The sequence below is a fragment of the Commensalibacter intestini A911 genome, from assembly GCF_000231445.1.
GTDB lineage: Bacteria > Pseudomonadota > Alphaproteobacteria > Acetobacterales > Acetobacteraceae > Commensalibacter > Commensalibacter intestini.
This window is the reverse complement of record NZ_AGFR01000009.1, coordinates 158,133-181,875: the sequence shown is the minus strand read 5'-3', so window position 1 is coordinate 181,875 and position 23,743 is coordinate 158,133. Positions and strand designations below refer to the sequence as shown.

The 23,743-nt window shown below is 36.2% G+C and carries 18 protein-coding genes and 1 tRNA gene; 8 read left to right on the top strand and 11 right to left on the bottom strand.

The features are described from left to right. Positions 1–90: 90 nt before the first annotated feature. Positions 91–5,082 (top strand): DEAD/DEAH box helicase, encoded by a 4,992-nt coding sequence (locus tag CIN_RS08000; protein WP_008854573.1) that lies wholly within the window; start codon positions 91–93, stop codon positions 5,080–5,082. 147 nt (positions 5,083–5,229) lie between these two features. Here the strand turns inward: CIN_RS08000 and CIN_RS07995 are convergent. After that, positions 5,230–5,305: transfer RNA gene (locus tag CIN_RS07995), tRNA-Ala, on the bottom strand. Positions 5,306–5,866: 561 nt separating this feature from the next. Between CIN_RS07995 and hemE the strand changes: the two genes are divergently transcribed. Genes hemE through hemJ form a run of 3 tightly spaced genes read left to right on the top strand, consistent with a single transcriptional unit; the run spans position 5,867 to position 8,128 of the window. Continuing rightward, a complete protein-coding gene (hemE, locus tag CIN_RS07990; RefSeq protein ID WP_008854572.1) occupies positions 5,867–6,931 on the top strand; it encodes a uroporphyrinogen decarboxylase in 1,065 nt (354 codons plus the stop codon). A 12-nt stretch (positions 6,932–6,943) separates the two neighbouring features. Beyond that, positions 6,944–7,669, top strand: coding sequence for an HAD family hydrolase (locus tag CIN_RS07985; RefSeq protein ID WP_008854571.1), 726 nt, complete (start codon positions 6,944–6,946; stop codon positions 7,667–7,669). 6 nt (positions 7,670–7,675) lie between these two features. Next, complete coding sequence (gene hemJ, locus CIN_RS07980) at positions 7,676–8,128, top strand: protoporphyrinogen oxidase HemJ (protein WP_008854570.1); 453 nt, start codon at positions 7,676–7,678, stop codon at positions 8,126–8,128. Between the two features lie 60 nt (positions 8,129–8,188). On the opposite strand, the gene CIN_RS07975 is transcribed toward hemJ, so the two are convergent. Beyond that, positions 8,189–8,977 (bottom strand): hypothetical protein, encoded by a 789-nt coding sequence (locus tag CIN_RS07975; RefSeq protein ID WP_008854569.1) that lies wholly within the window; start codon positions 8,975–8,977, stop codon positions 8,189–8,191. A gap of 171 nt (positions 8,978–9,148) precedes the next feature. Between CIN_RS07975 and CIN_RS07970 the strand changes: the two genes are divergently transcribed. After that, on the top strand, positions 9,149–10,417 hold the full coding sequence (locus CIN_RS07970) for a hypothetical protein (RefSeq protein ID WP_139016987.1): 1,269 nt from the start codon (positions 9,149–9,151) through the stop codon (positions 10,415–10,417). Between the two features lie 96 nt (positions 10,418–10,513). Here the strand turns inward: CIN_RS07970 and CIN_RS07965 are convergent, their stop codons facing one another. The 3 genes from CIN_RS07965 to hdeA all read right to left on the bottom strand — a co-directional run bounded on the left by CIN_RS07965 (position 10,514) and on the right by hdeA (position 13,952). After that, positions 10,514–11,791: an MFS transporter gene (locus CIN_RS07965; protein WP_008854567.1), complete on the bottom strand. Its 1,278-nt coding sequence runs from the start codon at positions 11,789–11,791 to the stop codon at positions 10,514–10,516. Positions 11,792–12,088: 297 nt separating this feature from the next. Next, the gene (dalD, locus tag CIN_RS07960) at positions 12,089–13,465 is read right to left on the bottom strand and encodes a D-arabinitol 4-dehydrogenase (RefSeq protein WP_040364207.1); all 1,377 of its coding nucleotides are present in this window, start codon (positions 13,463–13,465) and stop codon (positions 12,089–12,091) included. A 166-nt stretch (positions 13,466–13,631) separates the two neighbouring features. Next, a complete protein-coding gene (gene hdeA / locus CIN_RS07955; protein WP_040364206.1) occupies positions 13,632–13,952 on the bottom strand; it encodes an acid-activated periplasmic chaperone HdeA in 321 nt (106 codons plus the stop codon). A gap of 199 nt (positions 13,953–14,151) precedes the next feature. On the opposite strand from hdeA, the gene CIN_RS07950 reads away from it, so the two are divergent. Then, on the top strand, positions 14,152–15,054 hold the full coding sequence (locus tag CIN_RS07950; protein ID WP_008854564.1) for a glycosyltransferase family 2 protein: 903 nt from the start codon (positions 14,152–14,154) through the stop codon (positions 15,052–15,054). Positions 15,055–15,066: 12 nt separating this feature from the next. After that, the gene (locus CIN_RS12155; RefSeq protein ID WP_008854563.1) at positions 15,067–15,315 is read left to right on the top strand and encodes a putative hemolysin; all 249 of its coding nucleotides are present in this window, start codon (positions 15,067–15,069) and stop codon (positions 15,313–15,315) included. A 21-nt stretch (positions 15,316–15,336) separates the two neighbouring features. Here CIN_RS12155 and cueO read toward each other — a convergent pair whose 3' ends face one another. Continuing rightward, entirely contained in the window at positions 15,337–16,914 is a 1,578-nt protein-coding gene (gene cueO, locus CIN_RS07940; protein ID WP_008854562.1) for a multicopper oxidase CueO, read from the bottom strand. 26 nt (positions 16,915–16,940) lie between these two features. After that, the gene (locus CIN_RS07935; RefSeq protein ID WP_008854561.1) at positions 16,941–18,866 is read right to left on the bottom strand and encodes an alpha/beta hydrolase family protein; all 1,926 of its coding nucleotides are present in this window, start codon (positions 18,864–18,866) and stop codon (positions 16,941–16,943) included. A 133-nt stretch (positions 18,867–18,999) separates the two neighbouring features. On the opposite strand from CIN_RS07935, the gene CIN_RS07930 reads away from it, so the two are divergent. Beyond that, positions 19,000–19,650, top strand: coding sequence for a DedA family protein (locus CIN_RS07930; protein ID WP_008854560.1), 651 nt, complete (start codon positions 19,000–19,002; stop codon positions 19,648–19,650). Here CIN_RS07930 and trmB read toward each other — a convergent pair. From trmB to dnaJ, 4 genes are all read right to left on the bottom strand, one after another. Beyond that, complete coding sequence (trmB, locus tag CIN_RS07925; RefSeq protein WP_008854559.1) at positions 19,647–20,393, bottom strand: tRNA (guanine(46)-N(7))-methyltransferase TrmB; 747 nt, start codon at positions 20,391–20,393, stop codon at positions 19,647–19,649. The genes CIN_RS07930 and trmB overlap by 4 nt on opposite strands. A 19-nt stretch (positions 20,394–20,412) precedes the next feature. After that, positions 20,413–21,600: a methionine adenosyltransferase gene (metK, locus tag CIN_RS07920; protein WP_008854558.1), complete on the bottom strand. Its 1,188-nt coding sequence runs from the start codon at positions 21,598–21,600 to the stop codon at positions 20,413–20,415. Positions 21,601–21,702: 102 nt separating this feature from the next. Further along, positions 21,703–22,500 (bottom strand): 4-hydroxy-tetrahydrodipicolinate reductase, encoded by a 798-nt coding sequence (gene dapB, locus CIN_RS07915; protein WP_008854557.1) that lies wholly within the window; start codon positions 22,498–22,500, stop codon positions 21,703–21,705. 28 nt (positions 22,501–22,528) lie between these two features. Next, positions 22,529–23,641 (bottom strand): molecular chaperone DnaJ, encoded by a 1,113-nt coding sequence (gene dnaJ / locus CIN_RS07910; protein WP_008854556.1) that lies wholly within the window; start codon positions 23,639–23,641, stop codon positions 22,529–22,531. Positions 23,642–23,743 lie beyond the last annotated feature (102 nt).

The window sequence follows — 23,743 nt, the reverse complement described above, 5'->3', positions numbered from 1 at the left end:
GTTTTAAAATAACTCTCAATGTCCTTTTCGTATAATCAAGAATACGATATTAATGCTTTACAGTGCACACATTATTCAACAGAGCCACCCATGACCTCTTCATTACAAACCCTTTTATCCCAATTCCGTAAGCAAACGAAGACAGAACGTGACAAAGGAACCAGTTTTGAAAATCTGATGGTGCAATATTTTAAAACGGAACCTGTTTATAAAAGCCAATATAAAGACGTTCTTTCTTATGCAAATTGGGTAGACCAATATGGAAATGCATTAAATATTGCTAATAAAAAAGATGCTGGTATTGATTTGGTTGGGGTGACGTTAGATGGAGAATATCATGCGATTCAATGTAAAAATTATAATCCAGATGAAACCATCAGCAAAAATGAAATAGATAGCTTCTTTACAGCATCGGGTAAGAAATATTTTACGCACCGTATTATTGTATCCACAACAGATAAATGGACTAAAAATGCTGAGGAAGCATTAGAAAACCAAAATCCGCCCGTTTCTAAAATTGATTTACATTATTTGGAACAAAGCGTGATTGATTGGTCGAAATATCAAGATCATACAAAAACGATTTTAAAACCACAAAAAACATTAAGAGATCATCAGCAAACTGCCCTTGATGCGGTACAACATGGATTAAAGACTGCTGACCGTGGTAAACTCATAATGGCGTGCGGCACGGGTAAGACCTTTACCTCATTAAAAATTGCTGAGGCAATGGCTGGCAAGGGCAAGATGGTTTTATTCCTCGTTCCCAGCCTGTCTTTACTCAGTCAGAGTCTTACCGAATGGACGCAAGAAAGTGCGATTGAGATAAACAGCTTTGCGGTTTGTTCAGACAGTGATGTGGGCAAAAAACATGCCAAAGAGGATGATAGCGTTATTGTGGGGATCAGTGATCTTCAATTTCCAGCCACTACAAATGCCACAAGCTTAAAAAGAGAAATTGCCATAGCACGGCAACAACGCCCAGATGCAATGACGGTTGTCTTTTCGACCTATCATTCTATTGCGGTGTTACATGATGCTCAACAGGGAGAGCATGCCTTATCTGCTTTTGATCTGATCATCTGTGACGAAGCCCACCGCACCACGGGGGCAACTTATGAGGATGAAGAAGAATCAGCTTTTGTTCGAGTTCATGATAATGGATTTATCAAAGGGAACAAACGGCTTTACATGACGGCAACCCCACGTATTTATGCCGAAGATAGTAAGAAAAAGGCCAAAGATGATAATATCGTTGTTTATTCAATGGATGATGTACCAACCTATGGACAGGAACTATATGTCATTACCTTTTCCCAAGCGGTGGCACGGGATTTATTGGTGGATTACAAAGTGATTGTCTTGGCTGTTGAAGAAAGTCATATCAACAGACGATTGCAAAACCTACTAACAGATAATAACAACTCGTTAAAAGTCGATGATGCGGCCAAGATTGTCGGTTGTTGGAAGGCTTTATCTAAACAAGGTTTATTCGAAAAAGATCATAATTTAGCCAATCCAATGCAAAGAGCTGTTGCTTTTTGTCAGGTGATTGAAAGCACTTACAAAGGTAAAATCCATAAAGTCAGTTCTAAACTGATTGCAGAGATGTTCGGCAGCGTGGTTGAACAATATCAAGCCTATGAAACCAAAGAGCTCTTAAAAGAAACCCCTGATGCACCAATTGATCCTGCTTTAACTATGATTTGTGAGGCAGAACATGTGGATGGTGGCATGAATGCCAGTGAAAAAGAACAAAAATTGGATTGGTTAAAAGCGGAAACACCAGAAAATACATGCCGTATTTTATCCAATGTTCGATGCTTGTCCGAGGGGGTGGATGTCCCAGCCCTTGATGCGGTATTATTTTTAACGCCTCGTTCCTCGCAAGTCGATGTGGTGCAATCGGTTGGACGGGTGATGCGTAAAGCCCCAAATAAACAATTAGGCTATGTGATCTTACCTGTGGTTATTCCCGCTGGCATAGAGGCTGATAAAGCACTTGATAATAATCAGACCTATCGTGTGGTATGGCAAGTTTTAAATGCGCTGCGTTCGCATGATGATCGTTTTGATGCGATGATTAACAAGTTAGAATTTAATGGCACAGCCCCATCCAAAATGGAAGTGATTGCTGTTGCGGATAAAATTGCCAATAAAAGACAAAAGCAAACAAAAACCCAAAAGATGGCAGGACAAGCCCGTGGAGGCAGTGCGATTGGCAATGCTGCCCCACCGCCTATTCAAGAGACAATGACCTTTGAAGTTGGTGAGATCGAACGCGCTTTATATGCAAAAATTGTCAAGAAATGTGGTAATCGCCATCATTGGGAGGATTGGGCTAATGATATTTCCAAGATTGCCCAAACGCATATTGATCGGATTAAGTTGGTATTGGAAAACCCAGAAAATGCTCAAGCCATTACGATCTTTAATGAATTTGCCAGTGAATTACGCGATGATTTAAATAACAGCATCAGCAATGATGAAATTATTGAAATGCTGGCACAACATTTAATTACCAAACCTGTTTTTGATGCGTTATTTGAACATTATGAATTTACGCAACATAATCCGATTTCCAAAGCCATGCAAAAAGTTCTGGATCAATTCGAAGAGCAACGATTGGAAAAAGAACGCAATACGTTAAATTCCTTTTATGAATCGGTTCAAATGAGAGCCAGTGGTATTCATAATGCCGAGGGAAAACAAAGGATTATTGTTGAACTTTATGATAAATTCTTTCGGAATGCGTTCCCAAGAATGACAGAGCGGTTGGGCATTGTTTATACACCGATTGAGGTTGTGGATTTTATTATTCACAGTATAGAACATGTTTTAAAATCTGAATTTAACAGCAGCCTTGCCGAACCCAATGTGCATATCCTTGATCCATTTACAGGCACGGGCACGTTTATAACACGCTTGTTGCATAGTGGGATTATCCCGATGGATAAGTTGACCCATAAATATACCAAAGAAATTCATGCGAACGAGATCGTTTTACTGGCCTATTATATTGCGGCGATTAATATAGAGGCGACCTATCATGGAATTATGACCCAACAAATTGATGGTCATGAACACCGTAGAGACGAAGAACAAGAGGTTGAAAAAGCCTATACGCCCTTTGCAGGGATTTGTTTAACCGATACGTTTGAAATGACCGAGGACACACAAAAAGACATTGAACATGATGTGTTATTACGGGAAAATAATACACGGCGTTCCCGTCAACAAAACCTTGATATTCGGGTAATTATGGGCAACCCGCCATATTCCGCAGGACAAGAATCCGCCAATGATAATAATGCGAACGTAGCCTATCCTTTGCTGGACGGGCGTATTCGGGAAACCTATGCCAAATATTCAACCGCAACGAATAAAAATGCATTATATGACAGCTATATTCGTGCCATTCGTTGGGCATCAGATCGCATCAAAGATTGTGGGGTGATTGGCTTTGTTACCAATGCCAGCTTTGTTGATAGTAATACCAGCGATGGATTAAGAAAATGTCTTACCGAAGAATTTAGTAATCTTTATATTTTTCATTTACGAGGATTAAGAGGATTAAGAACAAGTGGTGAAAGAGCTAAGAGAGAAGGTGGACAGATTTTTGGCATGGGAAGTGGTGCAGCCATTGCGATTTCTATTTTGGTTAAAAATCCTAAACAAAGTCAAAAGGGAAAGATTTATTTTTATGATATTGGTGATTATTTAACCCGCATGCAAAAGCTGGAAACTATTCAAGAATTCATCAATATAGAGGGTATTACCCAACAACAAGGCTGGAAAACAATTCTTCCCGATGTATTTAGTGATTGGATCAATCAACGCGATCCAAATTTTAATCTTTATATTTCTATGGGTGATAAAAAAGATAAACAAGCAAGCACAATCTTTGAAAATTATTCTCGTGGTGTAGCAACAAGCCGAGATGCATGGGTTTATAATGCTTCTTTGCAACAACTAACCCATCAGATTCAACATTCCATTAAGTTTTATAATAATGAAATTGATCGTTATCTTGCCCAACTACAATCTGCCAAAATAACCAAAGTAGAAGATTTTGTTATCTTTGATTCTACAAAATTCTCATGGGGTGTGGATAATAAACAAGATTTAGAAAAAGAAAAAAAATATCAATTCATTGAAGAATCCCTTTATCAAGCTTTATATCGTCCTTTTACGAAGTCATATTTATATTTTTATAAATATTTAAATGAACGACAATATCAAATGCCTCGTATTTTCCCAACGGCACAAACGGATAATCGGGTGATTAGTGTAACAGGTCTAGGAGCAACTAAAGATTTTTCTTGCATAATGACTAACATTGTTCCTGATGTTCAATTGCAAGCAAATGGACAATGCTTTCCTTTATATCTCTATGATACAACGGATCAAAATGACTTATTGGGAAACAGCACCCCACAACGAAGAGACGGGATTACCAACGAAGCCTTGGCACATTTCCAAGCTGCCTATCCTAATGAAGATTTTACCAAAGAGGATATTTTTTATTACATCTATGGATTACTCCATTCCGAGGAGTATCGTGCGCGGTATAATGATAATTTGACCAAACAATTGCCTCGTATTCCATGCGTTAAATCCTTTGCTGATTTTATGGCCTTTTCTAAAGCAGGGCGTGATTTGGCGGAACTTCATTTAAACTATGAAACGATCGATTGTGATACAACTGTACAAATTGACGGCCTGACCATCACGCCACAAGGCATCAAAGGCGGTAAAGATGCCGATTTTTATGTCTCATCCATGAAATTTATCAAAAAAGACGTTAAAACCACCGTGATTTATAACAACCATTACACGATTAAAAATATTCCAGAGGAAGCCTATGACTATATCGTCAACGGCAAACCAGCCCTTGAATGGATCATGGAACGTCAAAGCGTCACCACAGACAAAAAAACAGGCATTACCAATGACGCCAATGATTGGGCTGTTGATACCATGCATAACCCCAAATATCCCTTGGAACTCTTCCTGCGTATCATCACCGTCAGTTTAAAAACCAACGAAATTGTCAGAAATCTGCCAAAACTAGAACTCTAACCCCACAAATACAAAACGCTGTCCATAAAACGACAGCGTTTACCACTCAACAAGAATCTATTTAAAACATAAGATGGGTTTTATGATGGGGAAATCTGTTTTTAATTAAAAAACATACAATAAAATCAATGATTTGATTAATTTATTTGGTGGAGCCAAGGGGAATCGAACCCCTGACCTTCTGAATGCCATTCAGACGCTCTCCCAACTGAGCTATGGCCCCTTTATCAAAGGGATATACCCAGTAAACTATAAAAAATCAATAGTTAATCATAAGTTATCTAGAAAAAGTTATCTTATAATTAAGAAATGTAATTTTTTTAATATTCATTGTTTATCATTTTTTTTGTTAGATTTTGCCTTTGTACCTCATTTATACAATCGATTCTTTCATTTTTATCGGAAAGTATAACTTGTATTTGACCCTGTGGTACATTGAGGTACATGGGGATTGTACATCGATCAAAAGACAAGGGTACCGAGTACTGGGGATTGTACTCTCTTTTTTAAATTCAGTGAGTTGTACACAGGGGTAGGGTGATAATATCTGGATAACTCTATTTTGTTAAATAAAATCAATCTTTTAAAAACTGTACACTGTGTGATAAAAATGGGGTACAAATTTTGAAAGATGGGTACCACAGTACTAACAGGGAACAATAAACAAACACTATAAATTTTAAATTTTCTTTTTATTTTAAAGGGAATGTAAAAAGTAGAAACTTTTGATAAGCTCTAGAAATAGAAAAAAACAAAACCAAGAATTGAATGGAAAATTTCTTTAATGTTGTCGACAAATAAAAAATTATTAACGGTATTAAATGGTCAATTTGTATGGCCTCCTCCTGTTTGGTTAATGCGTCAAGCAGGAAGATATTTACCAGAATTTCGGCTTTTAAGACAACAAGCAGATTTTTTAACCCGTTGTTTAACCCCTGATATTGCTGTAGAAATTACTTTACAGCCTATTAGAAGATTTGCCTTTGATGGGGCAATCTTATTTTCAGATATTTTAATTTTACCTTGGGCTTTGGGACAAGATTTGCAATTTATTGAAGGTAGAGGACCAGTTTTACCACCTATACAATCAGAGCAAGATCTACAAAAGTTAAATCCTGAACAAGTCATCGAAAAAACAGAGCCTGTTTTAGAGGCTATTCGGCGGTTAAATAAAGTTGTTAATGGATCAGATACAATTGGAACCGCAGTAGCTCAATCGGTAACATTAATTGGGTTTACAGGATCTCCTTTTACGGTTGCTTGTTATATGGTCGAAGGTGGAGGTTCTAAAGATTTCGCTACTGTGTTTAAGATGATGTATGAAAATCCATCTTTGTTTGGAAAAATTATTGATTTGCTTGTGCAAACAACAGCAGATTATCTTTGTCGTCAAATTGAAGCTGGTGCAGAAGCTGTTAAACTATTTGATAGCTGGGGTGGATTACTTCCTGTAATGTTATTTGAAAAATATGTCATTCAACCAACACGTCAAATTGTTGATATTGTAAAAAATAAATATCCACATATTCCTATTATTGGTTTTCCACGCCTCGCTGGGACAAAACTACAATCTTATATTGATGGAACGGGCTTACAAACAGTTGGTATTGATCAAACTGCTGATATTTCTATGTTAAATCAAATAGTTAATTCAAAAATTGGATTTCAAGGAAATATTGATCCTTTGTGTTTATTACATAATCCGAGTATGATGAAACAAGAAATTCATAATTTATGTATTGAATTAAAAAATAGACCGCATATTCTTAATTTAGGGCACGGTGTTCTTCCTACTACTCCTGTTGAACATGTATACGAATTGGTGAATACCGTTCGTAATTTAAAATAGAAGGATTTTAGAATGAGAGAAGAGATTAAAAAAGCTATCTCACAAGCACCTAAAGGCGTTCATGCCGATGGAAAATTAAAATTAGTAATTTTTGACTGTGATGGTGTTTTGGTTGAAAGTGAACATCTTGTTGGTGAAGTTCTAGGGAAAGAAGCCAGAGCACATGGTTGGAATATTACTGGCCCAGAAGCTAGAGAATTATTCAGTGGTGTTCAGTTAGTTGATATTGAAAAAGAAATTGAAAAAAAGATTACAACGCCTTTACCTCGTCATTGGCGCCAGCGTGCACATGATTTGATTGTAGAGGCAATGCATCATGATATTCACCCAATTCCTGGGGTAGAAACAATTTTACAAACGTTAAAGGATTTAAATATTCCTTATCGTATTGGTTCAAACTCTTCTTTGGAAGAAATGAATATCAAATTTAATACCTCAAAATTAACCCATTGGTTTGAAGCAGATCGTACACACTCAGGTTGTGATATGGAACGTCCAAAACCTTTTCCTGATTTATATTTATATGCTGCAGAGCAAGAAGGGGTTAATCCAGAAGATTGTATTGTGGTAGAAGATTCTGATACAGGATTAAAAGCGGCTTATGATGCAGGAATGGTTTGTATTTTATTAAGAGATCTGAAAAAGCCAGCTCCAGATTATCGTGGGTTAATTCGTGTTGAAACATTAGATGAAGCAACAAAGATTATTCAAGACGTTGTTCAAAGTCAGAAAAAATAAAGGTTTATGATGATTGCTGTTCTTGCGCCTTACTATTTATGGATAAAAGCCTTTCATATTATTGCAATGATTGCATGGATGGCTGGGCAATTTTATTTACCAAGATTGTTTGTTTATCATTGCCAGGCTAAAGTTGGATCTGAGGAAAGTGAACGCTTTAAGGTAATGGAGCGTAAGCTACAGCGTATGATTATTAATCCTGCAATGGTTTGTACAGCGATTTTTGGGATTTTATTGGCACTTATACCAGGAATAGTTGATTTTCACTCTGTGTGGTGGCCTGTTAAGATTATTTCTGTTTTGCTTTTATTTGGTTTTCATGGAGCTTGTTCTCGTTGGCGTAAACGGTTTTTCAAAGATCAAAATAAGCATTCTGAGAAATTCTATCGTTATATGAATGAAATTCCAACAATATTAATGATTATTATTGTGATTATGGTGGTGGTAAAACCATTTTAAAAGATCTGTTGTTGGAATAAAAAATAGAGTGTAAAATTATTTTACACTCTATGCTGTTATTTATTTTTTAGGACATACAACCCAATTATAAGATACTTTTGTTGTTTGCATAAAGCTTTGTGCAAGTTGTGTGCTTTCTGTTCTGCAAATTCCATTCTGTTTCATTAAATTAATTAAATTTTCTTCTTGCTTACAAGCGTTTTGCTGATTTTGATCCTTCTTTTTATCTTTATCTTGTTTATTACAGATATCATGAAAATAACTTTGTTGACGGTAAAGAGGATAAAGATCAAAGGGAATTGTATCAGGAATAGATATCGTTGTATAAATATCTAATTTTTGTGAAAATGGTTGTGGTAGTGTAATATAATGATCTTTAGCAAAATTTTCTATGGTCTCCATTGCCTTTTTAATTCCATTTAATGGGATATTAATCGTTTTGTCATTATTCGTATAAAGAGTAATATTTTTATTGTCTTTTAAACTATTAATGATTGTTAAAGCAGGCATGGGTTCTAAAGTGGTAGTGTAAGTTTGGCTTTGTTTTACTCTTGTTATTTCAGTGGTAAAGTCACCTACATCGAGTTCGATTGTTTGTGGTAATTGTTTTTGAGTATTATCAAAAATGACATTGATAATAAGAGAATATCCATAAGGTTTAAGTTCTATAGTGACAGGAGATGATCCTTTAATACTAGTTAAAGATACAGTATTATAATATTCTGATAAAAGCCAAGAGTCATACTTATCTTGTTTAATAAAAAGAGGATCATTATCCTTTGCATGAGCAGTCAATGAAATAGTAGTCATTGTTATTATCGAAGCTAAACATAACGCATATTTATTCATGAATATTCTCCTTGAAATCACTTTATTATCTGTTTACAGGGGAAAAAAATAAAAAGACAAGATATTTTATAGTAAATTAATAGAAAAAATTATTTTCAGTATAATTTTACTCATACCATGATAAACAAAACACTATTTTTAAATGTTTTTTTATATTTTGAAATAAGGTTAATGATGTTTTTTATAAAAAATAAATATTTTCAAAATTTGGGACTAATTATTTTCTTTATAGGAATGGAATGTTTCCGTGCGCCTGATATTTTGAAATATGGACGTTTTTGGGAAGATGAGTCAGCATTATTTCAATATGCTTGGACGCATTCTTTTATAGAAACAGTTTGTTATGTTTATGGTGGTTATCTTAATTTAGCAGCGAACATTTCTATATGGGCAGCAAAAACATTAGTTCCTTTAGAATATGCTCCTTATGTAACAACGGGTACAGGGTTATTATTTTTTATTTTACCACTATTTTTATTATTAACAGCACAAGATAAATGGTTACAGCAATTTAGAACACGGTTATTTGCAACATTGTTAATTTTATTAGTTCCAGAACATATGGAGCTTTCTTTAGAAAGCTTACATATTCAATTTTGGTTAATATTTTCAACTTTGATTATTATCTTGTTAGAGTCTACGCCATATCAACGTTATCTAAAAGATGGAATTCTTTTACTTTGTGCTTTATCCAGTATGATTGCGATTTTGCTTATTCCTATCTTAGGAATAAGATATTTAATGGATCGTAATCGTTTTCGTTTAGAACAGCTTTGTCTATTGATGATTGGTGGGTTCATACAATTTTTTATATGTTATAATCCATATCAGGCGCGTAGTTTCCATTTTTCATTTGTTGATTATTTAACTGTTTTTTTTACACGTAACTTTATTTCTCCTTTTATCGGTGTAAATATTTATTCATTTGCGTATTTAGAGAGTATTTATAATTTACGAGAAAATAGTTTAATACCTATCATTCCATGTATAGGAGCTATTTTATTTTTTATATTTATGATTTATTGTATTTATAAATATCCTAAAATACGTATTGATATAGGGATATTGTTGCTTGCACTAATAGAAATGCAGTTTATTAGTATATATGGTGCAATTGGTCCAGTAAATTGGTTCTATCATTTATCATGGAACCAACGATATGTTTTCTTAACACAAATTATTATTGTTTTAATACTACTTTATTTATCGGCGAATTTGCCTATAAAGGGTCAGTATTTTTGTTATGTAGTGATTTTATGGATTAGTTGTGTTGGTGTATTTAATTTTTATGAAATTAAGCAAACGGCCCCATTTGCTTTAACATGGAAGCAACAAGTTACATTATGGAGATCTAATCCTAACGTTTCTTTTGTTGCGTGGCCGGGTCACAATGTTTGGATGTTTAAACTTGTTAAAAAATTACAATATAATTCTAAATAATAATACTTTTTTATATGAATATTAAAAACCCCCAGTAAAGGGGGTTTTTAAATAAGGCATTTAACTTTTTGAAGAGGCTAGTTTGTAACTAACCTTTTATGCAGTTTTCAGTTTTCTTTGCATTTTTGGTTGATTAACTTTGATGAAGTAAGTTAAAATACCTGCAAAAACGTACAAGCCAGAATAAACCCATACAATGCCTTCAATCCCTAAAGGACGAATAACGATAGAAATAACAGCAGCAGCAACACATTGACTGAGTGAAGCAGCTAAGTTGTAGATAGAGATAGCAGCACCTTGATGGTTTGGTTCAAGCGTTGTACAAACAGCAGTTAATGGAACAAAGGCAGCAACGGTAATACCTAATAATAAGGCAGGAACCATAGCCATCCAATAATTATGTCCAAAATATAGCGGGATATAGTAAAAGGATAAGCAAGAAATAATACCACAGAAACAGCCAACCCAACGAACTTGTCTTAACCATCCAATATAGTCACCCATAATTCCCCAGAAAACGTTGGTGAAAATGGTAATGGTTAAAAATACAGCCCAAATTTGTTGCCACTCAGCGTTTGAAAAACCAAAACCTGGAAGGTTATGGTTAGGATCGCCTTCAAGATATAATGGCATGAAAATAGCAACACCGAATAAAGGAACTGTATTAATAACGCGAATTAAACCTGTCATAAAAATATATTTATTTTTATATAACATAGTTACGGTTAAGGAGAGTTCTGCTAGTTTTTCTTTGAAAGGTAATCTTGCTTTTGCTTCATCAATTTTAACATGGCGTAGAGCAAATAACCCTAAGAAACCACCAAATGCAACCCAGGCTAAAGATAACCATAAGGTTCCATCCATGCCGATTAAGACGTTTGTTTCACTTGGCAACCAACCACCGATTGTTCCAAGACCTACAGAGTAAGCAGCCCAGAACCATCCCATTGTTGTGGAGATTTTGTTTTCAGGAACATTGTGAATAATTAAAACGATAAAAGAATAGATAAATAAAGGATATCCAAATCCACGTATACCGTAGAATAAAAGCATGAACCAATAATTTCCTAGCCCCAAGCCTAAAGTCATAAATAAAATATGCATCACGATCCAAATCATTAGACCGAGTAACATAGATCTTTGTGGCTTCATAATTTCTGCAATGACACCAGACCCCCATGCGGCTAGGGCTGCGGTTAAACCATATACAGTAAAGACGTTTGAGGCTTGCTCAGGAGAGAATCCAAGATTGGTAATATATTTTGATAGGAAAGCAACTTCAAAGCCGTCACCGGCCATAAAAATAGCAATCGCAATATATCCCCAAATTAATGGAACAGGCATAAAACCAAATAACAGTTTTTTTGAACTCATGGGTAATATCCTTAGATAGTTTATATAAAAATTAGCCTGAGGGAGGCTAACCTATTAAAAAATCTAAAAGGTGTAATTCTTCACTATTATTCATAACATCTTTTATATTTTTTAATATTCCACTATTCACAATTAGTTGATATGTGCGCATTATAAAAGGATTTTCTGCAACCTCACAATATTGTTACTAGGTTTTTTCGTACCATTTTTGTATTATTTATTGCTTTTAAATAAAAAGGCAGTGTCTATAACATAGACACTGCCTTTTTTAATTATAATATTTATGAAGTTATAATATTATTTTTTTGCTGTTGCGCGCCATTTTTTAACGTCGTCAACGGCTTTGCGAATTAAAGCAACAAAGTTAGCTTTTCCAGCCAGTTTACCGAATAAAGCTTTGTCACCAGCAAAGGTTGCAACAGGATCTGCACTGTTAAAGACCGCATGCATTGCATCAGCGTTTAAGATACCGTCTTGATATTCATAAGGAAGTTTACCTTGATGCCATTCTTCCATGAATACAAAGAATAATGCAGGTAATACAGCGGTTGCTTTTGGTTCAACACCACGATCATAACATTCAATTAATGTTGGTGTAATAAATCCTGGGATTTTTGATAAACCATCAGCAGCAACACGTTGATTTGTATCTTGGATGCTTGGGTTACTGAAACGTTCTAAAACAACGTCTCTGTAATCGTTAAGGTCTAAAGGACATGGGGTTAAACATGGAATAACATCTTCGGTTACATAGTTCCATGCCATTTGTTTAATGTCTGGTGTTAATGTGCCTTCATGGATGTAAGATAACCCGATTAATGTGCCTGCCCAAGCAATACAGCTGTGACTTGCATTTAAAATACGGATTTTTGCTTCTTCATATGGTTGAACATCTTTAACCATCTCAGCACCAACTTTTTCAAGCGCTGGACGTCCATCAATAAAGTTATCTTCAATAACCCATTGAATAAAAGCTTCACCCATAACAGGAGCTTTATCGTCTGTACCTGTTTCTTTTTTAACACGAGGTGCTAAATCAGCAGCAGGACGAGGAACAATACGATCCACCATGTCGTTTGGAGAAGTAGTATTTTTCTTAACCCATTCGCTCAACTCTGTGTCTTTGCAAAGTTCAAGGAATTGAAGGAATCCGTGACGGAAACGATCACCATTGTGACGTAAGTTATCACAGCTTAATAGGGTAACAGGTTTACCGTTTTGTTTAATACGTTCTTTTAAAATAGCTCTAACTGCACCATAAATTGTGCAAATAGTACCTTTAAGTTCTGTTTGAATATCAGCACTATTTGGATCCAAATTATGGCTTGTATCTAAATAATATCCACCTTCAGTAACGGTAAAAGCAATAATTTTTGTTTCTTCTTTTGAGCCTTGTTCAATAAGGGAAGTCATATTTGCATCCCAAGGAAGAACTTTTGCAATAGAAGTGATTTTTTCGTAGGTACGAACACCCTTAGGGGTAACAGTTTCTAATGTATATTCGTTATTTTGTTCTGAAAGAGCAGTAAGAAGGGGCACTACATCGTTACGAATACCGCCAATAGCGATTTTCCACTTTTCAGCAGAAGCTTCTTGTAACAAACGATGTAAATACCAAGCTTGGTGAGCACGATGAAAAGATCCAGCGCCAATATGCATCCATATATTTGTCATATTCTTTACTCTTCAATAAAATTAAATTGTAGAGTCACTATATGACATTTTCGTGATATCAAATAACATTATTTTTACTTATCACAATTTTGTGATAAGTAAAAAAGATACAGAAATAATATGTCGGGTGAGCTAGATAAGTATATAATTTTACGTTTTACGTATATTATTTTTTATCTGTTAAGTTTGTTTTTACTTTATTTACAAAGTTGTCTTTCGGGCTTTTTTTGCATTCTTGTACTAAAACAGGAACCACTTGAGCGATTCCTTGAACATCTAATGTTGGATCAACGACTTTATCTTTCTTTGTAATGCCTTCTGCAAAACCAACAGCTGTTGGTTGGAAGTTTTCATCTAACATTAAGAAATCTTGGCATGTCCATTGGTTAATAGGCTTTTGTGCTTGCGTTTTTTCAGCAGCATTTGCAGCAGCCATTGTTGAAATGGAGAACAGACATGCGCTAAAAAGTAACATAGCTTTTTTCATTATAGAGATATCCTTTGAGTAAATTAATATTTCGAATATTTGTGAAGAATTACATCAATATCTAGTAGTTTATTTATACTTAGGAAATCATTTTGAGATTAAAAGAGTTTTGAGTAATTTTTTTAGAATTTTTATTAAATAGTAATTCTATGATATGATTGACTAATTTTAATAAAAATTAATTTACAAAGTATAAATAATGAAACTTGGTATTGCCATTACAACTTTTAATAGAGCAGAGCATTTATTAAAACAGATCAACTTTATTCGTCAGTTCTCTTTGGGAGAGTATGAGCTTGTAGTGTGTGATGATGGATCAACAGATAATACAGTTGAAATGTTAGAGCAAGCGGATGTTTCGTATATTTCCAGTGGAAACAAAGGAATTGCCTGGAATAAAAATAGAGGCTTATATTACTTAGCAAATTATACATCTTGTGATGTATTTTTATTGCTTGATGATGATATTTTACCTTGTATGTATGGTTGGGACGTGGAGTGGTGTAAAGGGGCACAACTTCATGGTCATATTAATTATGTTTCTGATTTTGTAAAATCAAAAGTAGTGTTTGGGCGATGTACAGCGCATAATCCAGGATTGTGTCCTGTTGTGCAAGGAACTGCTCTTGCCATTAGTAGAGAAGCTTTTCAATTTATTGGGTATATGGATAGTCGTTTTGGTCGTTATGGTCATGAGCATACTGAATATACTAATCGTTATGTAAAAGCAGGATTTGGAGGAATTATTCGTAATGATAGTACAAATCTTTATGCAATCATGGATAGTGGGTTAGAGTTAAATCATCTTCCTTCGAGTGGAAGTTTAAAAGAAGCTAAAAAGAATGAGCATTTATTATCCAAATTAAGTAAAGAGCCTTTATATCGGAATCCTTGGTTTAATGATCAAGAAAAACAAGACTTTTTAAAAGAATTTGAAGGAATAAGTGATATTATCACTATTCCAGAGTGGGAGATTTTAAAAGATTTTGATATTGATTTTTATTTAAAAACTTATCCTGATGTAAAGGTATCAGGAATTGATCCTGTGACTCATTATTATTTATATGGACGTCATGAAAATAGAAAATGTAAACGAGATTAGGCAAGGTATAAAATGAAATATCAAACCTCTATTTCTTTATTGATTGGCTTATTTATTATGACAGCCTGTCAAGATTCATCGCATAAAGTTGTTAAAGAGTCTAAAATGATTGGCATGCCTAATCCAGCCTCTGTTTATTGTGTGCAGTTACATGGGAAATCCACTCCAGTTTCAACACCACAAGGGGAATATGCAATATGCACATTACCTAGTGGTGAGAAAATAGAAGAATGGGCGTTATTTCGTAGAGATCATCCTTAGCCGAGTAAATAATAACGATGCTTAAGCACTGACGGTAAATCCACACATCATCCCAGTATCTTCATGTTCTAATAAATGACAATGCGCCATGTAAGCTCTTTTAGGACTTGCTAGGTGGTCAAAACGTACCAGGACTTTGCTGACTTTTCCGTTAACATGCACGATATCTTTCCATCCTGTTCGGTGAGGAGCAGGAGGAGCTCCATTCTCAGATAAAATACGGAATTGCGTGCCATGAATATGGAAGGGATGAACCATCATATCGCCCTTACCAGAAATAACCCATTCCTCATATTTTCCTTGTTTAACATTAAATAGAGGATGGTTCATATCATAGGCTTTGCCATTAATCATATTACCATTATGAAAATCAAAAGAATGTTCGGAATGATGAGTCATATGATCCATGTGCATTTCATGCCCGTGAGACATAGCCATATGCATGTCGTCCATGTCCATGTTAGCCATAGAATGTTGAGGATATTTATCTTGAAAAGCCTGCATTCCCATTTTGTCTAATTGAGGATTCATTGTGAGGTCTAAGTGACGTTGGTATAAATTAGGGATGGTTGGAATGGCAGGCATATCTACTAAATGATCAGGTAACGTTGCTTGATTTTTTTCTGATGAAGGTTGAATGGTTAAGACAGGTACGTTGTTGTTAAATGGAGGAAGACTCATTCCCATTTGTTGAACAGGTTTGGTGATAATATCAAAAGCTTTTCCATTAGAAGTATCGACTAAGACTTCAAACCGTTCTCCCATCCAGATAGGAAGCTCTGTTACTTTGACAGGTTCTTGTAAAAACCCACCGTCACTGGCAATAACATAAAAAGGTCTATTATCACTGGTGGCAAGAGTTAATGTGCGTGCATTACAGCCATTTAAAAAACGTAATCTTACCCATCCTCGTGGAGCAATATGGCGGGGATAAGTTGCCCCATTGGTTAACATATGATTACCAAACCATCCTAATGCAGCGCTCATGACATCTAATTGATAAGCAAACTGCCCTTGAGGATTAAATTGTCGATCTTGTAAGATCACAGGAATATCATCTTTGCCCCAATTGTTAGGAATGGGTAGCTTTTTACTTTGTTCATCTTGAATTAACACAAGTCCAGCCAATCCCATTGTGACTTGTTTTCCTGTTTGACCATGCATATGAGGATGTACCCAACAAGTAGAGCTGGGTTGTTGTAGGGTAAACTGAACAGTTTGACTTTGTTTAGACGGAATTAAATCTTGAGGTCCACCGTCTGAGGCTCCAGGAATAATTAATCCATGCCAATGCAATGTCGTTGAAGTAGGGAGTTGATTATCAATTTTAATAGAAGCTTTTTTACCAACATCTAAGACTAATGCAGGGCCTAAGAACGCCTGATTAATCCCCCATGTTTTAGTTGACTTACCATTGATGAAATGGGTGGTGCCTTCTTGTAAGGTAAGCTTTATATTTCCTTGAGTATCTGGGTATAATAAAGAAGGAATAGGCAAAGTGGTTCTATTTTGTGCTGCCCATGAGGATTGATAAGGTACAATACCTGTTCCAGCGATTCCTAGAAGAGAGGTTAGTTTTAAAAAATCACGACGTTGCATAGCAGAGAACCTGTAGAGTAAGAGGGTTAAGAGTAAATGGTAACTTCTTCATCTAGATTGGCAGGCGTAAATCCAAGGATTTTACCAAAGAAGGATAACTCCATTTCTAATACTTTGGTTAACGTGGCTTCTTGTCTAAATCCATGCCCCTCTTCTGGAAATGTATAATAAGCATAAGGAATGTGATTGCTTTTTAATGCTTGAATAATGGCCTCAGCTTGAGAAGGAGGAACAACTTTATCTTGTAATCCTTGAAAAACAATTAAAGGAGATTGGATGTTATGGATATGATTTAAAGGAGAACGCTCTTGGTAAATGTGTTTTTCTTCAGGATATTTTCCGATCAAGCCATCTAAATAACGCGCTTCGAATTTATGTGTTTCTTCAGCTAAAGCGGTTAAATCTCCTACACCATATAAACAAGATCCAGCAGCAAAGAGTTTTGATTGGATCAGTGCTGTTAACACAGTATATCCTCCAGCACTACTGCCTCGTATGACAATTCGTTTTGGATCAACTTTTTTCTGATCGATAAGATATTGGCAGGCATCAATACAATCTTGTACATCAAGAATGCCCCATTGTTTTTGTAAGGCTTCTCTGTAATTTTTACCAAATCCTGTTGAGCCACGATAATTAACATCAACAACAGCAAACCCTCTGCTTGTCCAAAATTGAATACGTGGAGAAAACCCATTTGTTGTTTGTCCAGTTGGCCCACCGTGAGCTAAGACAAGTAAAGGGGGGAGTTCTCCTTCTATAGGAGAATAGTGTTGGTTGGTAGGCATATAAAAGAAAGCATGCGCTTCTTGATGATCTTGTGTAGGGAAAGTGATGGGGTGACCATAAGAAATATCATCTGGACTCATTTGAATAGCGTTAGAAGAACGCAAAACATGCTGTTTCCCTGTATGATCTTGCATCATAATTTGGGCAGGATGATAAGGTGAGTTATTTATCCATGCATAGTTATTTTCTTTATTGAAAGGCACAGGACATGTTTCTGGGTAATTGAGATCCAGTTTTGTTATTTGTCCTTTATTAATTAAAATAGTCTCTGCATTGCCATTCGTTATGGCTTGAGCAATAAACTGGTTAGGAGATATTGAGTACCAACTTTGTTGACCAAAAACCCATTGAGGTAATCCAATTTCGGCTTTTATTGGTGCAATAGCGTCTAAATGATTATGGTTATGGATATTAATTTTATAGAGATTCCAATATCCGCTACGATCACTACAAATGATTAAATCCGTATCAGAAACCCATTCTGGTTGAATAAGAGATTCCTGATGATTAGTGTCAGCAATGATTTGTTTATTTTGTAAAGTCAGAGATGAGTCGATCTCTGCAATACATAAACGCGTTGCTTCCCAAGGCATGTTTGGATGATCCCACTCGATCCATGTTAAATGCTGATGATTAGGCGATAGACGAGGGGAGCTGTAAAAGTCTGCACTTTCGGTTAAAACTATTAATTGCTGAGGTGTGGATAGCGATAAAGCCACAATAGTATTATGCACTTGATTTTGATGATGATGTTCAGCAACACAGATGACAAAATTATCCATAATACGAAAGTTGGTAAATCGATATGCATCGTCTTGAAAAATTAATATTGGGTCGTGATCTTGATTGATGAACCATACGGCACTTGTTTTTTGATCACTAAAAATAATTTGTTGGTTATGGACATGATAAGCCCCTCCACCATATTCATGCACATGAGTGCCGACTGAAAAAGGTTGGGGTGTAATATCTTTTATTCCTGAAACTGGGTTCCATTTTACTAAAACAGTCCTGCCTTGCTCTTCTGGACGGCGTTCTAGCCAATAAATATCATCATGATCCTTGGTGAGTTCTGAAAAAACAATCGTCTTTCCATTAACGAACTGTGGAGAAAAAGGAGAAGGCCAACTGCCACAAGGAAGCGAGGTAGCATGATGTATCATTATGGAAACCTTTATATTCACGTTTTTGTTTTAAAGTAGGTCTTTTTTTATTTTATAAAAATCAATAATAAGGTAAAGCTATTTAAGTTAATTCTTTAATATTAATGGGTCTAGAACACTGGTAGAACAATTTATGGATTTTATCCGTGATTATAGTTATTACGGATATTTACTTGTTGGTTTGGTGATTATGTTGGAAAGTATGGGGCTTTTGCTTCCTGCTGAGACAATGTTGATTGCCGCCTCTATATATGCAGCTTCACCAAATAGTGGCTTAAGCGTCCACTTAATTGCATTATCTGCAATTATTGGTGCTATTATGGGGGATAATTTTGGCTATTTAATAGGACAGAAAATTGGTTATCATGTTCTTAAAAAATATGGCCCTAAAATAAAATTAACACCCGAGCGATTATTATTAGGACAATATCTCTTTAAGCATCACGGTGGTAAAGTTGTCTTTATTGGACGCTTTATGGTGCTATTGCGTCTTTTCACAGCGTTATTAGCTGGGGCGAATAAAATGCCTTGGAAAGGGTTTATGTTTTATAATGCCTTAGGTGGGATCGCTTGGGCTGGCGGATATAGTTATGTAACGTATTTTCTAGGGAAACAAATCCTTCAACTTGAAGGCACGATTGGTTTAGTTTTAGGCGTCGTGGGAGGGGTTATTCTACTCTCTTTTATCTGGTTCATTCATAAAAATGAAAAGAGATTAATTGAACACGCCCAGAAAGAAGCTGAGCGTGAAGCAGCAGAGTTAGATCATGGTCTTAATACTTAGACTCGTTTGAAGATCCAAAAAATAGGCTGTCTGCCTGCTTGATATGCTTTTTGTTCATATCGGGTAGATGGCCAATCAGATGGACGTTCTGTGGTTTCTAGAACTTTTTCAAAATAAGATTGATTTCCCATGACCTCTAATACCCATTCTTGATAGGTAGGGTCATCACTGGCAACGTGCCAATGAGCACCAGAGCGCAAAATTCGATGTAACAAAGGAATACGATCAGGATGGACAAAACGACGTTTTGAATGACGTGCTTTTGGCCAAGGATCAGGAAACATTAGAAATAGTTTATCAATTGACTGGTCTGGAAATTCACGAATTAAAATACGTGCATCTTCATTCCATAATCTTAGCATATCTGGAACAGATGCTGTTTTTTCTTCGAGTGTTTCATCTAATAGGTTTGATAAAAGCGAACAAACCCCATTTTCAAAAACTTCACAGGCAATATAACCCACATCAGGATTGGTTTGATGTCGGGCAAGACTGTGTTCTCCACCACCGAAACCAACTTCCATCCATACTTCTTTTGGAGTTTGACCAAAAGCATCACTTGGATTTTTTAAAGCTGATTGTGGGAATTTAATGCGAGGAAGATAATCATTATATAAACGTTGTTGACGATCACGAAGGGGATGACCACGACGGCGACCATATAAACGTTCAGTTGCGGGCTTTTCATTTTCTAATGAAAAGAGAAGCTCCTTCTCAGAGGAGCTTTTCTTCGTTGTATTCATAACAAACAGTCTTTACAAATTAACGATTGAACGCATTACGTAAAGTATCAACTAGATCAGTTTGTTCCCAAGTAAAGTTATCTTTCTTGAGATCTGGCGTACGACCAAAATGACCATAAGCTGCAGTTTCTCTGTAAATTGGACGGTTTAGACGTAAATGTTTACGGATACCTCTTGGAGATAAATCCATAACTTCACGGAGAACTTTTTCCAATTTTTCTTCGTTAATATCTTTACCACTATTATGTAAATCAACATAAACAGATAAAGGATGAGAAACACCAATAGCATAAGAAATTTGTAAGGTACAGCTATCTGCAAGACCAGCTGCAACGATATTCTTTGCTAAATAACGACAAGCATACGCAGCAGAACGATCAACTTTGGTTGGATCTTTACCAGAGAACGCCCCACCACCATGCGGTGCAGCCCCACCATACGTATCAACGATGATTTTACGTCCTGTTAATCCACAGTCACCATCTGGGCCACCAATAATAAAGAGGCCTGTTGGGTTAACATAGAATTCATTTTCAGGACACATCCAACCTTCTGGAAGCGTATTTGTGATAAGGTCATGTAATGTATTACGAATATCACTTTGTTTCATGGCTTCTTCATGTTGAGTTGACAACACAATAGAAGTTGCACCAACAGGTTTACCATTGACATATTTTAAAGTGACTTGGCTTTTTGCATCAGGAAGGAAGCCTTTGCCTTTTGGATCACTAGATTTACGAAGGTCATTTAGATTTTGTAAAATCTTATGAGCATAGTAAATCGGTGCAGGCATTAAGCTGTCTGTTTCTGTGGTTGCATACCCAAACATAATTCCTTGGTCACCAGCACCCTCATCTTTGCCTTCGCCGCTATCCACACCCATAGCAATATGAGCAGATTGAGCATGAAGGAGGTTCAAAGCACTGGCATTTCTCCATGAAAAGCCCTCTTGATCGTAACCGATTTCTTTTACGGTTTCACGAGCCTTTTCAATAAGCAATTCTTTAGTAATGCTTTCTGGGCCACGAACTTCACCAGCCAAAATAATTTGGTTTGTGGTGACAAGAGTTTCACAAGCTACGCGAGCTTCTGGATCTGCTGCAAGATATGTGTCCAATACGGCGTCGCTGATACGATCAGCAACTTTGTCTGGATGTCCTTCAGATACTGATTCAGAAGCGAACAGAAAATCGCTATTGTTTCGCATAATTTTTCTGCTATCCCATCTAATTTAAATGTAAAAAAACGAATTTGTTAAAAGACCCTTTTGTGACTGCTACGTCAAGAGTAAAAGTAAAAAAAAGTTTTTCTATTGTACAGGATCAAGACCTAAAACATGGGTCATTCCATATAAACCAGCAGGTTTACCGACACTCCAAAAAGCAGAGCGAACAGCCCCTTTTGCGAAGATACGACGATCAAAAGCTTTGTGAGTAATGCTGATTTCCTCTACATCTGCAAGAAAAATAGCACTATGTTCGCCAACAATTTGTCCACCACGAAGCGCTGCAAATCCAATGGAACCTTCTTTACGAGCCCCAGTAACGCCATCTCTTCCAGATTCTTTTACATCTTTAAGTTGAACATTTCTTGCTTCAGCAATAGCTTCGCCAATAGCAAGTGCGGTTCCAGAAGGAGCATCTACTTTTTGACGGTGATGGGTTTCTACAATCTCAGCATCATATTGAGAGGAAGGTAATGCTTTTCCTAATTCACTTGCAAGACGGATCATTAACGTTACACCAGGTGAAAAATTAGCAGCTTGAATAACAGCTGTTGTTTTAGCTGTTTCTTGAACGAGTTTTTGTGCTTCTTCAGAAACACCTGTTGTGCCTAGAACCCAAGCAACATTACTGTGCTTTAATGCTTTGGCATGAGTGGCTGTGGTTGCAGCATTGGTAAAATCAATAATTACATCGCTTGCTTTGACGAGCTCTTCAAAATTTTCATAAATTTTAATTCCATCAGATAAATTTTGAATGTCTTTTGAAAGAGAAGTGCCCCCTGATAAAACAGCATTATCTTGAAGGCGAACTTCTTCTACTAACAAGCGCCCAACACGCCCAGTAATACCAGCAATACCAATTCGTAAAGGAGAAGATGTCATTTTTATGCTTTCACGTTAAGAGATAAAATCAAGCTTTTCCTTCAAAGAAATCTTTGACTTTGGAAAAGAAGCCGGATGTTTCTGGGCTGCCTTGATCTTGTCCATCTTGGGACTCGTTTTCAAATTCTTCAAGCAATTCTTTTTGGCGTTTGCTAAGACTTTGAGGTGTTTCTACTTTAACTTCAATATACATATCGCCACGAGAAGTTGATCTTAATACAGAAAAACCTTTGCTGCGAAGGCGGAATTGCTTACCAGATTGTGTTCCTGCTGGAATTTTAACTTTAGTTCTACCACCATCAATAATAGGCACCTCAATTTCTGAACCTAATGCAGCTTGGGTCATTCTAACGGGGATACGACAAAAAATTGTAGCGCCATCACGTTGAAAAATTTCATGAGGCAGAACGCTGACGTGAACATATAAATCACCAGGAGGTGTGCCGTTATTGCCAGCCTCTCCTTCACCAGTAATACGAATTCTAGTGCCATCTTCAATTCCAGCTGGGATATCGATTTCAAGTTCTTTTTCTTGGCCTTCTAGCCCACTACCATTACATTTTTTACAAGGGTTGCTGATGACTTGACCAGATCCATGACAGGTATGACAAGGACGTTCCACAAGGAAAAAGCCCTGTTGTGAACGAACTTTACCAGCACCATGACAAGTTGGACAAGTTTTGCTTCCTTGTGCACTATCTGAAGAACCAGAGCCATGACAGCTGGAACAAGATTTTTTGCTTTGGAATTTAACTGTTTTTTTTACGCCAGAAAAAGCTTCAGTTAATTGAATTTCTGTTTGGATTTGGATATCTGCACCGGTGCGTCTTTGACCTTGACCACCACGGCGCATGCCCATCATATCGCCAAACATGTCAAAGATATCACCAAATCCGCCAGCACCAGGGCCACCATTTTGGAAAGCATCATGCCCATATTGATCATAGGCTGCTTTTTTTTGTTCATCTTTTAGAACATCATAAGCTTCGTTGACTTCTTTGAATTTTGCTTCTGCTTCTGGATCGCCTTGGTTACGATCAGGATGGTATTTCATCGCCTTTTTACGATAGGCTTGTTTTATTTCAACTTGGGTTGCGCTGCGTGTAATTTTCAGCACTTCATAATAATCACGTTTAGACATGGATATTCTCAAAAATTGTTTGGTGTATAATAAATCGGCCCGCCTTCATGTAGAAGCGCGGGCCTCAAATTAATTTAAGGCATATTAAAAACTACAATATAC

What these genes read in the sequence shown, in the direction of transcription:
- CIN_RS08000 (WP_008854573.1), top strand. Translation starts at nt 91, where the DNA reads ATGACCTCTTCATTACAAACCCTTTTATCCCAATTCCGTAAGCAAACG.
- hemE (WP_008854572.1), top strand. Translation starts at nt 5,867, where the DNA reads ATGTTGTCGACAAATAAAAAATTATTAACGGTATTAAATGGTCAATTT.
- CIN_RS07985 (WP_008854571.1), top strand. Translation starts at nt 6,944, where the DNA reads ATGAGAGAAGAGATTAAAAAAGCTATCTCACAAGCACCTAAAGGCGTT.
- hemJ (WP_008854570.1), top strand. Translation starts at nt 7,676, where the DNA reads ATGATGATTGCTGTTCTTGCGCCTTACTATTTATGGATAAAAGCCTTT.
- CIN_RS07975 (WP_008854569.1), bottom strand. Translation starts at nt 8,977, where the DNA reads ATGAATAAATATGCGTTATGTTTAGCTTCGATAATAACAATGACTACT.
- CIN_RS07970 (WP_139016987.1), top strand. Translation starts at nt 9,149, where the DNA reads ATGATGTTTTTTATAAAAAATAAATATTTTCAAAATTTGGGACTAATT.
- CIN_RS07965 (WP_008854567.1), bottom strand. Translation starts at nt 11,791, where the DNA reads ATGAGTTCAAAAAAACTGTTATTTGGTTTTATGCCTGTTCCATTAATT.
- dalD (WP_040364207.1), bottom strand. Translation starts at nt 13,465, where the DNA reads ATGACAAATATATGGATGCATATTGGCGCTGGATCTTTTCATCGTGCT.
- hdeA (WP_040364206.1), bottom strand. Translation starts at nt 13,952, where the DNA reads ATGAAAAAAGCTATGTTACTTTTTAGCGCATGTCTGTTCTCCATTTCA.
- CIN_RS07950 (WP_008854564.1), top strand. Translation starts at nt 14,152, where the DNA reads ATGAAACTTGGTATTGCCATTACAACTTTTAATAGAGCAGAGCATTTA.
- CIN_RS12155 (WP_008854563.1), top strand. Translation starts at nt 15,067, where the DNA reads ATGAAATATCAAACCTCTATTTCTTTATTGATTGGCTTATTTATTATG.
- cueO (WP_008854562.1), bottom strand. Translation starts at nt 16,914, where the DNA reads ATGCAACGTCGTGATTTTTTAAAACTAACCTCTCTTCTAGGAATCGCT.
- CIN_RS07935 (WP_008854561.1), bottom strand. Translation starts at nt 18,866, where the DNA reads ATGATACATCATGCTACCTCGCTTCCTTGTGGCAGTTGGCCTTCTCCT.
- CIN_RS07930 (WP_008854560.1), top strand. Translation starts at nt 19,000, where the DNA reads ATGGATTTTATCCGTGATTATAGTTATTACGGATATTTACTTGTTGGT.
- trmB (WP_008854559.1), bottom strand. Translation starts at nt 20,393, where the DNA reads ATGAATACAACGAAGAAAAGCTCCTCTGAGAAGGAGCTTCTCTTTTCA.
- metK (WP_008854558.1), bottom strand. Translation starts at nt 21,600, where the DNA reads ATGCGAAACAATAGCGATTTTCTGTTCGCTTCTGAATCAGTATCTGAA.
- dapB (WP_008854557.1), bottom strand. Translation starts at nt 22,500, where the DNA reads ATGACATCTTCTCCTTTACGAATTGGTATTGCTGGTATTACTGGGCGT.
- dnaJ (WP_008854556.1), bottom strand. Translation starts at nt 23,641, where the DNA reads ATGTCTAAACGTGATTATTATGAAGTGCTGAAAATTACACGCAGCGCA.